A 12,365-nucleotide genomic window follows, 5' to 3' on the forward strand; every position below is an offset into this window, starting at 1 on the left:
AACACTCAGGCATCTGCCAATGAGATGGGCAGTTCGCAGAGCTGTGCTGGTTCCAATTGTCTTATGTTTGCAACAGGTGCGGCGAAAATTTCCGGCGACACAATCGCGCCGCACGAAAATCCAAATTGAAAACGCAACTGGTCTCCGATCGACGCAAATCAGGGGACACTGAATGCGACAACAACGAAATCAGATGAATGGCGATGGGGAACCGGGTGGCTACAGTTTCTTCTTCCAGATCGCGAATGACGGTGAACGTCGGGCCTGCTGCGTCAAGGTCGACGCGCCAAGCATGCAGGAGGCATCGGTTCTGTTCCGCGAGAAATGGCCTGTCATCGAAGAGATGGCGCGCGACGGCATCAAGGGCGGCACCGTCGACGACGGTGTCATTACGCTCGTGATGCCGTAATCACAGACATCGTAGGGTGGGCAAAGGCGCCCTTGCGCCGTGCCCACCATCACCTGCACGAAGCGAAATGGTGGGCACGCTTGCGCTTTGCCCACCCTACGAAGCAACGCTACAGCACCTTCCGCTTGGCCAGGTTCCGCATCAGTTCGCCGATGCCGAACGTCCAGGGCTCGCATTCGTCGCTGGTGCGCATGCGGTTGACAAGCTTGCCAAGCTGCGGCGCCGAGATCGTGACGATGTCGTCGCGCTTGTGGGTAAAGCCCTCGCCCGGCGCATCGCGGTCTTTCACGGGCGCGAACATGGTGCCGAGGAACAGCGCAAAGCCGTCGGGATATTGATGCACCGGCCCGATGGTCTGGGCGACGAGGTCGGTGGGATCGCGGCTGATCTTGCTGATCGAGGAATGGCCGTCGAGGACAAAACCGTCCTGTCCCTTCACGGTCAGCCCGACATCCATTTTGCGCACGTCATCGAGCGAAAAACCATTGTCGAACAGCCGCAGCAGCGGGCCGACGGCGCAGGAGGCGTTGTTGTCCTTGGCTTTCGACAACAGCAGCGCCGAGCGCCCCTCGAAGTCGCGAAGATTGACGTCGTTGCCGAGCATCGCGCCGACGATCGCGCCGCGGCTCGACACGACCAGCACGACTTCCGGCTCCGGATTGTTCCAGGTCGATTTCGGATGCAGGCCGGCATCCATGCCCGTGCCGACGGAAGACATCGTCGGCGCCTTGGTGAACACTTCGGCGTCCGGACCGATGCCGACTTCCAGGTACTGGCTCCAGGCGTTCTGCTCGATCAGCACCGCCTTCAGCTTCATCGCTTCGCCCGAGCCAGGCTTGAGCTTTGAAAGGTCGTCGCCGACCAGCCGCACCACTTCCTTGCGGATCGCTTCCGCCGAGGCCGGATTGCCGCGCGCCCGCTCCTCGATCACGCGCTCCAGCATCGAGATCGCAAAGGTGACGCCGGCGGCTTTGAGGACCTGCAGGTCGAGCGGCGCCAGCAGCCAGGGCTTTGCCCTGTCGCGGCGATCGGGCGGCGTGTTGGCGACGATGCTTTCGAGATCGCCGACCCGCGTCCCCGCGGTGTCGCGCAGCGCGTTCGCGGGGTTGGCCTCCTCGCACAGGGCACTGACGGTGGAGAACCGCGCGCTGACATCGAAGACGCCGTCGTTGCGGACTGCGACCACGGCCGGGCCTGCGAGATCAGGCATCCAGACCCGCCCCACCAGCGTGCCATCAGCGCCGTCTTCCGGCAGGACGTCTTTTGCGGTCAGTGTGATCATTTACTCGTCTCCCCTTGCGACTGGTTTTTTATCACTCTACACGCGCGCCGGCTTTGGTGCTAACGCGCCGATCGAAGCGCGGTCAGCGTTGCCAGCATTTTTGCCCGATCGGCCGAGTCCTGATACGCCTTCACCAGCGCTATGGCCTCATCCAGTTCGGGCCCCGCGGCGCAGCCATGCCGCGACAGCCATATCAGATTGGGCAGTTGCTCGCTGGTCCCCAGCCGTTGCAGCAGTTCGGAATAGGGCCGCGGCTCGTCGGCCGGCGCCGGGCGGTAGATTTTTGCAAACTGGGCGTGCAGCTCGCTCAGCGCGTTCATGCACAGAGGCTGCGTCGCCTCGAGGTCGAGCCTGACGAGGAAGCGCTGCAGTTTCCAGCGGCTTTCCTCGTCGTATTTGTCGCGCAGGATTTCGACGGCGTCGGCGGTGCGGCTGCCCACCTGGCGGGCGCCGGCCAGCGCCTGCGCCTGCAGGCCCGCCTCATCGACAAACCTGAGCCATCCCCGCAAATGCGACTGCGCGTTCAACATCGAGAAGCGCTCCGGACGCTCCCGCGCAGTTCGTCCCAATTGTTTGGGGTCACGAAGCTCGGCCAGGCGATGAACGTCGTAGAGGGGGTCGGTATACGCCTTCGCCATGGTTTCCCACGCCGTCGATTCCGCATCGCAGGAACAGCCATATCCGACCAGCCAGCCCATCGCGGCGAGCGCAGCGGATACCTGGTCGGCGATCGCGGCATAGGGTTGGCGCTTGGCGCTATCAAGCATCAGCGATTCAGCGCGCTTGCCGAGCAACGCGCGAGCTTTCGCACACAGCGCCGGCGTCGGATCGAGATCGAAGAAGGCGAGGTAGCGAAGCGGAAAGTCACCACGCTTAAGCATCGCTTCGGCCTGGACCTGACGCTGATCGAGCTTGCGAATATCGTCGAGCACCTTCTGTTGCTTGGTCCCGTCACGCGTGTCGAGGAACGGCGTCCATTCCCATAGCGGCGCATTGGCGGCCACGCGCGCGAGATCGGTATCGTATTGCTGCAGCCGGGCGGCCTCCTGATCGTCCACCGCCTTGCGCATGTGCGACAACGGCCAGATCGAGACGCAAACCGCAACGGCCATCGCCAGCAGGGCGCCGCCCACAATCCGGATGGTGCCTGCGCGCAACCGCGCAGCCGACAGCGCGAACAGACACCACATAACGATCAGCGGCGGAACCAGCGCCGGAATAACGATTGGCCACAAAAACGGCGAGACGAAAGGCCGCGAAAGCAAACCGGCGGCCGCGGACGTAACGAGACCCGAAGCCGGAACGATGACAAGCGCGGCAATTTTGGCGGCCCGGGGTGCTACACCTCTGGCGCCGGCGAGAATCGTCAGGACCATCAGCAGCAGCCACAGCACGATCATCTGGATCGCGGCATAGGCCTGCGCCAGGCCGTTGCCCGCCGGATCGCTCTGGCCGAGGCTGGCCACGGTCACCAGCTGCAGGGCCCATAGCAGGAGAATGACGACGCTGAGGACGATACCGGCCGCGATCGCACCGACGGGAGGTTTTGGCTGGGCTGGTGTGCTGTTCATCGGCCCTGCCTAGCACACGGATCACGCCGTCGTCCCGGCGAACGCCAGGACCCATAATCCCGGTCTGTTGTTGAAAGAAACCGTCGACCATTGCGCTCAACAACTACTGCCGCGGCGTATGGGTCCCGGATCGCGCTTCGCTTGTCCGGGACGACGGAATCACCGCCACGGCTCCACGATGATCTTGGTATGCCGCTCCGGATTGGCCAGATCCGCAAAGGCCTGCGCGACGCCGTCGATGCCGACGCTTGCGGTCACCAGCGAGGCCGCATCGACCTCGCCTTCCGCGATCAGGCGCAGGGAATAGGCGAATTCATCCGGCGTGTAGCCGAGCACATATTGGACGTTGAGCTCTTTGAGGATGCCGAGCATCGGCTCGGAGCGGTCGGTCTCCATGCAGACGCCGACCACGACGATGCGCGCATCGCGCGGCGCGCCTTCGAACACCTGCTGGATCACGCCGGGGATGCCGACGCATTCGAAGATCAGCGCGGGTTTCAGCGCCGGCAACAGGGCCTGCAGCGGCGGCCGCGCGGCTTTTTCCTCCGGCGACATCGCGGCGTGCTCGGCCCAGGTCGTGTAAGGTTGGGTGCGCGCAGGGTCCACGACGATGTCAGCGCCGAGCTTTTCGGCCAGCGCCCGGCGCGCCGGCGAATAATCCGCGGCCACGATCGGGTGCAATCCCCTGATCTTGAGTGCGGCGATCACGGCGAGCCCGACCGGGCCGCAGCCGATCACCAGCGGCACTTCGCCTCCTTTGATATTGGCTTTCGCAACCGCGTGAACGCCGACCGCCAGCGGCTCGGTCAGCGCCGCATGCTCGGCCGCCAATCCGTTCGGAACTTCCAGCAGCAGCGCTTCGCTGAGCAGCATGCGCTCGGCATAGGCGCCGACATTGTCGTTGGAATAGCCGATGCCCTGCGGGCCTTCCGCGGTCAGCAGCGCCGGCAGCGAGCATACCCTGGTGCTGGCCTTGAGTTTTCGCGTGGTGCCCGGACCATAGTCGAGAATTTCGCAGCAGAATTCGTGGCCGAACACGACGTCACGCGAAAGGTCCATCGGCTTTCGGCCGGGAAAATGTTTTGCAAGTTCGACCATGCGGTGGGCGTGCTTGCGCGCGTGCAGATCGGAGCCGCAAATGCCGCAGGCCAATGATTTGACGAGCACCATGCCGGCGCCCGGCTTGGGCTCCGGCATCTGGTCGACGACGATCTCACCGTTCCGGAAGATTGCAGCCCGCATCGGCGTTCTCTCCTGTTATTCGTTGTCTTTTCCTCTCCCACAGCTGGTTGCAGAAGGAAAGAACGAAAACAGGCGGCGGTTTACCCCGGAAGACGGCGTTACCAAGTGTAGCGGATGACGCCCTTGCCGGCATAGGAGCGGGTGATGTCGGAGAACTCGCCTTCGAAGGTAGCGGCGGCGGACCAGCCGTTCAGCCATTTCATTTCGGCGGAGGCCGTAGTCAGCGCGGTGTTCGGAGCCTGCGCCGCGCCGCTCACGAGGAAGGTGGCGCCGGGCACCGACTGGAACAGCGCCGTGATGCTGCGATCGGTGTTGAAATTATGCGCCCAGGCAGCGCGGCCGCGCAGCGTGAGGACCGCGCTCTGCATCGCAAAGGAGCGGTCGAGCCGGACGCCGAGTTCGCTGCGCCCTGTCGTGACATCCTTGGCCGCATAGTTCAGCGCAAAGGCATTCGAACCCGACAGCACCTGTTCGGCATAGGCCGGCAATTGATAGGTGGTGAACTGGCCGGCGGCATAGGGCGTGATGCCCATCCAGGGCGTGACGTAGCGGTAGCCGCCTTCGACGCGTCCGGACCAGGCATTGGCGTTGAACTCGGCGCGCAAGCGGTCGACGCCGGCCACGGTGACGGTGCGATCCGTCGTCACATCCTGCCAGCCATAAACCGCCGCGGCGGTGACATAGGCCGCACCGACATTGTGGCGCACGAAGGCGCCGGCCTGGAACAGGTCCGACCGCCCGTAGCCCGAGCCATTGACGTTGAAATTGGTGCCGCCGCCGGCCAAGGCGAAGCCGACCAGCGTCGATGGCGAGATCCGGTAGTCCGCGCCGGCGGCGAGACCGAACGCGCGCACCGCGGCGTTGTTCGATCCGAGATTGGCGTTGCCATCGCTGTTGCTGCCGCCGCCAAAGGCCGAACCCCACACGCTCCAGCGCTGATCGAACAGATCGTTTCGCGCGACATCGGCCTTGGTCGGGAATTTGGCGAAGGCGTCGCGCGCAGTGCCCTGCCGCTTCGCCGCATAGGCGTATGAACCGCTCTCTTCCGTGAAGGGCGTCGCGCCGCTGCCGCCCACGCTCGCGCCGCCACTGCGGCCGGCGATGAAGGGATCGGTCAACAGGCCGAGGAAGATGTTCATCGCGTCGAAGGTCGACTGCTGCGATCCGGTCGCCAGCTCGCCCGATATTTGCGTCAGGCCGGCGGATGTCAGGGAGCCGACCGCGACCGGAACACCGCTACCCGCATTGAAAGCATTCGTCAGCGCGTTGCCGACGTTCTGCTGGTTGGGGGTGAGGCCAGGGCCAAAGCTCAGTGCGAGATTGAGATAAACATTGTTGAGGTCGTAGCTCAGGGTGGGTTTGAAGTTCGGCGCGTTGATGCCGACCACCGGATTGAACGTGCCGCCAACGCCGCCTGCAGCGTTGAGGATGGTGTATTGCTTGACCACGTTGCCGGGTCCGAAGCTCGCATTGACGGTCGCGCCGCCGAGCGTCGCGGCTCCCGTCACATTGGTGCGGTCGGCGGTGGCTCCCGAGACCTCGACCAGATAACTGGCCGCGGCGGTGAATGCCAGACTGCCCTGCACCGTGAGCAGGCCGACCGAGTTGCCCGGCGCCAGCGTGCCACCGTTGATGGTGGTGCTGCTGACGATGCCGTTGCCGCCGAGCGTGCCGCCGGCGTTGACGGTCACACCGCTCGACGAGGCGATCGAACCGTTGACGGTGAGTATGCCGCCGTTCACCGTCGTGCTGCCGGTGTAGGCGCTGATGCCGGACAGGATCAGATTTCCGGTGCCGACCTTCTCCAGCGAACCGGGACCCGGGAAGCAACCGCAATCATCGGCAATCACGCCGGTCACCTCGGTGGAGAGGTTGTTTCCACCGACGAGCAGGGTATTGCCGCCACCGATATAGTAAGTGCCGGAACCGGCAAGCGAGCCTACCGTGATGCGTCCATCACTACCCGGACCAATGCTGCCGCCGAAGTTGACCTCGCCGGTGCCATTGGTGATGAACTGCGCGGTTCCGCCGTTGGCATTGTCCAGGAATCTGGTTATGCCGCCGTCGTTGGTCACGATTTTGGCGTTGCCGGCGGTGCTGTTGTCCCAGAAATTGGTGACGCCGCCGTTGTTGGTCGTGATGGTCGCATTGCCGGCGGTGGAGAATGCGTTGAACTCCGTAAACCCGAAATTATTGTTGGTGATCGTGGCGCTGCCGGCGGTCGAAGTATCCGTACCTACGGCCAGACCAAACGACGTCCTGCCGCCGAGTTCGTTGACGATGCTCGCGTTGCCGGCACTGGTGCTGGCAAAGAAAGTGGTCTCGCCACCGAGATTGTTCTGGATCGTTGCGTTGCCGGCTGTGCTGGTTTCGATGCCGCCGGCCTGACCGAACACCGTGGTGCCAGCCGTGGTATTGATGATGGTGGCGCTGCCGGCGCTGCTGGTCTCGAGGAACACCGTGGAGCCAAAGGCCTGGTTGGTGATCGCAACGGTGCCGGCGGTATTGCTGCCCATGAACGTCGTGACGCCGAACCCGAACGAGGCGTCGTTGGTGATCGACGTAACGCCCGCCATGTTGGCGTTGACGATGAACAGCCGGCCCTCGTTGAAGACGGTTCCGACGATCGACGCCGTGTGGGTGGCGTCGCCGAGTTGCAGCGTCGCGCAATCGCAGATGGTCGTGCCGCCGGTGTAGGTGTTGGTACCGAGCAGAACGACGGTGCCGTTGCCGAGGCCCGCACTGTCCAGCACCGTCAGCTGACCGGCGCCGACACCGTCGGAGATGTTGCCGGCGATGGTCAGCGTGACGTTGTTGGCGTCGATCGCACCGCCGCCGGCGGAGTTGTTGATCCTGAAATTATTGGTGAAGGTGATGTCGCCGAAACCATCGGCCTGGAACTGGCCGCCATCGAGCGTCACCGTTCCGGTGCCGACCGAGCTGCTGTTGGTGACCTGCAGCGTGGTGCCGATCACGGTGGTACCACCGGTATAGGTATTGGTGCCGGCCAGACTGACGACGCCGGAGCTGCCGCCGGTGGTGTCGACGATCTGCAGCGCGCCCGCGCCGTTGCCGTTGCTGATGGTGCCCGCCATGAACAGCGTGTTGCCGTTGGCATCGATGATGCCGCCGCCGGTGTTGATCTTGACGTCGTTGAAGAAGGTCAGGGCGGCGGCACCGGCCTGGAACGCACCATTGTCGAGCGTCACCGTCGCATTGCCGATCGAATTGGCGTTGGTCGCCTGCACCCTGGCGCCGATCACATTCAGGGCGCCGGCAAAGGTATTGTTGCCGGAAAGCACTGCGGTGCCGAAACTGAAGCTGGAATCGGTGATGTTCAACACAGCGCCCGCGCCAATGTCGTTGATGACACCCGAGAGCGTCAGGACCGTGCTGTTGACGTCGATGGTGCCACCGCCGCTGGCGACGGAAAAGTCGTTGGTGAAGGTCAGGTTGCCGGCACCGTTGCTCTGGAACGTGCCACCGTTCATAAACACAGGGCCAGTGCCGACCGAATTGGCGTTGGTGACCTGCACCGTGCCGCCGAAGATCATCGTGCCGCCGGTATAGGTGTTGACACCGGAGAGGATCAGCGTGCTCGCTCCCAGCTGCCACACCCCGACGCCCGCAACCGATTCCCCGATATTGTTGGAAATGCCGATGAACTGGCCGGCATTGGCGTTGTTCATGATGCCGCCGCCTGGTCCCGCCGAGCTGAAGTTGACGTCTCCGCCGCTGATCGAGAATGATTGCGAGTTGGCATTGAACGTCCAGGAATCGGGCGCAATGGCTCCTGTCACGATAATGGCGTCCGACCCCGTCGCCTCGAAAACAGCCGGCTGCCCCGCAGCGACCGGCGCGGTAGCCGGAGTCCAGTTGGTGCCGAGGTTATAGTCGGACGTGGTCGTGGTGCCGCCCCAGATGGATTGGGCGTGAGCCGCCGGCACCGCCGCGACCGCCAGGCCACAGCCAAACAACAGCCCAGCCGCGCGTTGCCGCAGCCGCTTTTCCACGCCCGATGCCGATCGAAAAAGCACGCCCAAACCCCATTACCCCCAGCGCTCTCTGGCGCTGTCCGGGCACAACCTAGCATGGGGTTCCCTCGTACAATGACGGTTTGGCGGGAATCCCTTGTTCTGGCATCGGAAAATGGATGTTTTCCGGACACACTGTGGTACCCGGGCAACGCTTAGAGCGCGATCCTTCTCATCCAGCGCAAGGTCGCCGGCCGGGACCGCTCAGGCGTTCGGAGACGACTCGGCCGCTACCGTCAGAAGCTGCGAGCGGCGCACCCGTTCGCGATGGGCGGTGTAGAGGCCGCTGGCGACGATGAAGCCGGCACCGGTCACGGTGTAGACGTCAGGCACCTCGCCGAAGATCAGGAAGCCGAGGATGCTGACCCAGAGCAATTGCGTGTAGGAGAACGGCGCCAGCACCGAGGCGTCGGCGTAACGGAACGCCAGCACCACGATCCACTGTCCCGCGGTCGAGGCGACGCCGATGAAGACGCCGAAAGCGATGTCGTGCCAGCTCGGCGTCACCCAGACGAACGGCACCAATGCAGAGAGGATGCAGACGCCCGCGATCGACGAATAGGTCATCACGGTGATGGCGCGCTCGGTGCCGCTCATCATCCGCGTCATGATCAGCGTGCAGGCCCAGGCCAGCGCCGAGACCAGCGGAAAGAACGCGGCGGGGTGAAACGCACCGGTGCCCGGCCGCAGGATGATAATGACGCCGATCAGGCCGACGCCGGTCGCGATCCAGCGCCGCATGCCGACCTTCTCGTTGAGGAAAACGATCGACAACGCGGTGACGAGCAGCGGCGCGACGAAGCCGGTGGCGGAGGCTTCCGCAATGGGGAGAAACCGTAGGCCGGAGATGAAGAACAGCGAAGAGGCCAGCACGGTCAGGCCACGCATCAACTGCAGGCCGGGCCGTTTGGTTTGCAGCGCGAACAGCGGCGAGCCCGGCAGCATCGCCGGCGTCATGATCATGGCGAACACCACGAACCGGATCCACGCGATCTCGATCGAAGGCAGCGTCGCGGACAGATATTTCGCCGTCACGTCCGAGATGCCGAGGAAGACCGTCGACGCCAGGATCAGCGCGATGCCCTTGAACGGACGATCGGCACGAGCGGGCGCTTTCGGGGTCGAGTACTTCTTCTCGGGCAACGGCAATGGCGCGCTGTCCAGCCTGGCGGCTGCGGCGGGGGGCGGTGTCACGGCAATCTCGAAAGCAATAATGATCGAATCGGGCGAGGCTCTAAAAAACGCCATTTGAGGGGGAACAACAAGGTCCGATAACGGGATGCGGATATGCGCTGAGGGCGCGATTGCAACACTTTGTTAAGAACCGTGCCCCGCTACAAGATGCCTGTCATGGCCGGGCATGACGCAAGGTGAGATGTGTTCACTACAGCATAGGCAGACCGCGCGGCTTCGGGCCACGCGGAAAAGCGTTGTCGAGGGCTTCGATCTCGCTGGCGCTCAGCGTCAACTTTCCCGCCGCCGCATTATCCGCGGCATGCTCCGCGCTCGCGGCTTTCGGAATTGCAAACACCGCTGGAATGCGCGTCAGAAATGCGAGCGCGATCTGCCGCGCGGTGACGCGGCGCGCATCGGCAATCGCCTGCAACACCTCGCCTTCCCTGCTGTGCGGCGAGGGAAAATCATTGTGACCGAACGGTGAATAGGCGACGACGGCAACGCCGTGCCGTTCGCACCACGGGATGACAGCATGCTCGATCGCGCGCTCCTGCAAATGATAGAGCACCTGGTTGCAGGCGATCCTGCCCTCACCGGCGACCGCCAGCAGTTCGTGGAGATCGTCGGTGTCGAAATTGCTGACACCCCATGAGCGGATTTTTCCGGCTGATATCAACTGATCGAAACCAGCCACGGTATCTTCAAGCTCATGGGATCCGCGCCAGTGCAGCAGATAGCAATCGAGGTGATCGGTCTTCAGCCGCTTCAGCGATCGCTCGCAGGCGGCAATGGTGCCGCGACGCGACGCGTTGCTCGGCAGCACCTTGGAGACGAGATAGAGATCCTCGCGCTTGCCTGCCGTAATCGCCTCGGCGATCACCAGCTCCGCGTCACCGTACATTTCGGCGGTGTCGACATGGGTCATGCCGAGCTCGATGCCGCGGCATAGTGCTGCGACCGCGCTCTTGCGGTCGCCGCGATCGATGTACCACGTGCCCTGCCCGATGACGGACACTTCCGGGCCTTTGACGCCGAATTTTTTCTGCTTCACGATCGCCTCAACTTCTGATGTTGCCGACCAGACGAGGGCGGCGATGGACTTCGAGCGGGTTCTCGACCGGCAGAGCGCGCAGCCAATCGCGGAAGCTGACGATTTCGGGACAATCCGCGGTGCCTTCAGGCGCAATCAGCCAATCGCCCAAACCGGATCCCTCATTGACGCGGTCGCAGCGATAGCCCGGATGGTGGCCAAGACCGCGGGCTATCAGCAGGTCGACTTTGCCCTCGACCAGTTCGTGCAGGCCAGCGGGCTGCAGCACCCGCAAGCCGATTTCCGCATACGCGCTGCGAAACGCCGCCAACTCCAGCCGGCGCAGGTCGAAACTGCCGTGGACCCCCAACTGCAGCAGCACCGCGCCCGCCGGTTTCAATTGCGAGGTCGCGTCCGCAATGCGACGAAAGCCGTCGGATATCTCGGGCAGATAGGCCTGGCCGGCCACGGTCAGGATGAGCTGCTTATGCAGCCGCTCGAACAGGCGTACGCCGAGGCGCGCCTCCAGCGCTTTCACCTGCTGCCCGACGGCGGCAGGTGTCACATGCAGCTCGTGCGCAGCCAGTTTGAAGCTGAGATGTCGCGCGGCGGCTTCGAACGCGCGGAGCGCGTTGAGTGGCGGAAGGGTGTAGGTCATCGCGTCGTAGTTTGACACCGATAGGTGACAGCCTTGCAATAGATTTTCTAGGGCTTGAGCGAAGGAACTATGCTTTGCGCTGACTTGATCTCCCCGGTTACGGTCGCCGCAACATCCGGAGATCCCATGCCCCGCCGACTAGATCCAGCGGCTCCTGCATGGGGCTGGAACCAGAGAGGATGTCCAATGGCTGAGATCATCCATCCCTTTTACGAACAGCATCGCGGTGCAATGGAGGCCGCCATGCGCCATCGCCTCGACCTTGCCGAAGCGATGTTGTGCGAGAGCGCGCATCTATCCAATATTGATGGGATCAGGCAGGAGGTGATGGACGAATTCGAAATCGTGCTCACCCAAATGCCCTATGTCGGAGGCGCGGCAAGTCGTATGAGCGACTTCTTCATGCGTCTCATGGGCTTTATGGCCATCAGCCGGGTGCTCCGGCGACACGGCGTGTCGCTGTCCGTGATCGGCGAAATAGAGCGCGAAACCTACAAGGCGCAATTGCTGACCGTGCCCGAAGCGGAACGTCTCGCCTCGGGGCGTCAATTCATGTCGTCAGAGAATCAGACTTTACTGCGCGAGCAGGCTGCAAAAAGCCATCGACAAGAATTTACGGAAGATTTCGTCTACGATTTCGTCGAGCCTGATACGGGTGACAAGTTTGAATTCGGCATCAACTACAAGGCTTGCGGCTTCTGCAAATTCGCGGCTCGCCATGGAGATAAGGAAATCTTGCCGAACATTTGCGGGCTTGATTTCGACGCCTATGCAACACGCGGCATCTACCTCGAAAGGACACAAACGTTGGCTGGCGGCGCGAACCACTGCGATTTCCGATTCTCGCGGCTCCCGTCGGAGTAGGATGACGTACGTGTGTGCTTGGACCGTTCGCGTCGCCTCCTCCGTCATTGCGAGCGAAGCGATGCAATCCATCGGGCGGCAAAAAAGAAGAAAGAATGG

At 63.2% G+C, this 12,365-nt stretch carries 9 protein-coding genes; 2 read left to right on the forward strand and 7 right to left on the reverse strand.

Annotated elements, in window-relative coordinates; genetic code table 11:
- The first annotated feature begins 172 nt into the window (after window positions 1–172).
- Window positions 173–409, forward strand: coding sequence for a hypothetical protein (locus tag JQ611_RS15880; RefSeq protein WP_212265033.1), 237 nt, complete (start codon window positions 173–175; stop codon window positions 407–409).
- A 109-nt stretch (window positions 410–518) separates the two neighbouring features.
- Here the strand turns inward: JQ611_RS15880 and JQ611_RS15885 are convergent, their stop codons facing one another.
- The 7 genes from JQ611_RS15885 to JQ611_RS15915 all read right to left on the reverse strand — a co-directional run bounded on the left by JQ611_RS15885 (window position 519) and on the right by JQ611_RS15915 (window position 11,402).
- A complete protein-coding gene (locus tag JQ611_RS15885; RefSeq protein WP_212389114.1) occupies window positions 519–1,691 on the reverse strand; it encodes a fumarylacetoacetate hydrolase family protein in 1,173 nt (390 codons plus the stop codon).
- Between the two features lie 59 nt (window positions 1,692–1,750).
- Window positions 1,751–3,262 (reverse strand): hypothetical protein, encoded by a 1,512-nt coding sequence (locus JQ611_RS15890; RefSeq protein WP_212465955.1) that lies wholly within the window; start codon window positions 3,260–3,262, stop codon window positions 1,751–1,753.
- Between the two features lie 159 nt (window positions 3,263–3,421).
- Window positions 3,422–4,504 carry a zinc-binding dehydrogenase gene (locus tag JQ611_RS15895; protein WP_212465956.1) on the reverse strand — a complete coding sequence of 361 codons (1,083 nt, stop codon included), beginning with the start codon at window positions 4,502–4,504 and terminating at the stop codon, window positions 3,422–3,424.
- 98 nt (window positions 4,505–4,602) lie between these two features.
- Window positions 4,603–8,541 (reverse strand): autotransporter domain-containing protein, encoded by a 3,939-nt coding sequence (locus tag JQ611_RS15900; protein WP_312011999.1) that lies wholly within the window; start codon window positions 8,539–8,541, stop codon window positions 4,603–4,605.
- Between the two features lie 201 nt (window positions 8,542–8,742).
- The gene (locus JQ611_RS15905; protein ID WP_249133223.1) at window positions 8,743–9,687 is read right to left on the reverse strand and encodes a DMT family transporter; all 945 of its coding nucleotides are present in this window, start codon (window positions 9,685–9,687) and stop codon (window positions 8,743–8,745) included.
- A 235-nt stretch (window positions 9,688–9,922) separates the two neighbouring features.
- The gene (locus JQ611_RS15910) at window positions 9,923–10,765 is read right to left on the reverse strand and encodes an aldo/keto reductase (RefSeq protein WP_212265043.1); all 843 of its coding nucleotides are present in this window, start codon (window positions 10,763–10,765) and stop codon (window positions 9,923–9,925) included.
- A 7-nt stretch (window positions 10,766–10,772) separates the two neighbouring features.
- On the reverse strand, window positions 10,773–11,402 hold the full coding sequence (locus JQ611_RS15915) for a LysR family transcriptional regulator (RefSeq protein WP_212389184.1): 630 nt from the start codon (window positions 11,400–11,402) through the stop codon (window positions 10,773–10,775).
- Between the two features lie 186 nt (window positions 11,403–11,588).
- On the opposite strand from JQ611_RS15915, the gene JQ611_RS15920 reads away from it, so the two are divergent.
- Window positions 11,589–12,266 carry an L-2-amino-thiazoline-4-carboxylic acid hydrolase gene (locus JQ611_RS15920; RefSeq protein WP_212465957.1) on the forward strand — a complete coding sequence of 226 codons (678 nt, stop codon included), beginning with the start codon at window positions 11,589–11,591 and terminating at the stop codon, window positions 12,264–12,266.
- Window positions 12,267–12,365: the final 99 nt, after the last annotated feature.

This window comes from Bradyrhizobium sp. AUGA SZCCT0182, assembly GCF_018130185.1.
Taxonomy (GTDB): Bacteria; Pseudomonadota; Alphaproteobacteria; order Rhizobiales; family Xanthobacteraceae; genus Bradyrhizobium.

What these genes read in the sequence shown, in the direction of transcription:
- JQ611_RS15880 (WP_212265033.1), top strand. Translation starts at nt 173, where the DNA reads ATGCGACAACAACGAAATCAGATGAATGGCGATGGGGAACCGGGTGGC.
- JQ611_RS15885 (WP_212389114.1), bottom strand. Translation starts at nt 1,691, where the DNA reads ATGATCACACTGACCGCAAAAGACGTCCTGCCGGAAGACGGCGCTGAT.
- JQ611_RS15890 (WP_212465955.1), bottom strand. Translation starts at nt 3,262, where the DNA reads ATGAACAGCACACCAGCCCAGCCAAAACCTCCCGTCGGTGCGATCGCG.
- JQ611_RS15895 (WP_212465956.1), bottom strand. Translation starts at nt 4,504, where the DNA reads ATGCGGGCTGCAATCTTCCGGAACGGTGAGATCGTCGTCGACCAGATG.
- JQ611_RS15915 (WP_212389184.1), bottom strand. Translation starts at nt 11,402, where the DNA reads ATGACCTACACCCTTCCGCCACTCAACGCGCTCCGCGCGTTCGAAGCC.
- JQ611_RS15920 (WP_212465957.1), top strand. Translation starts at nt 11,589, where the DNA reads ATGGCTGAGATCATCCATCCCTTTTACGAACAGCATCGCGGTGCAATG.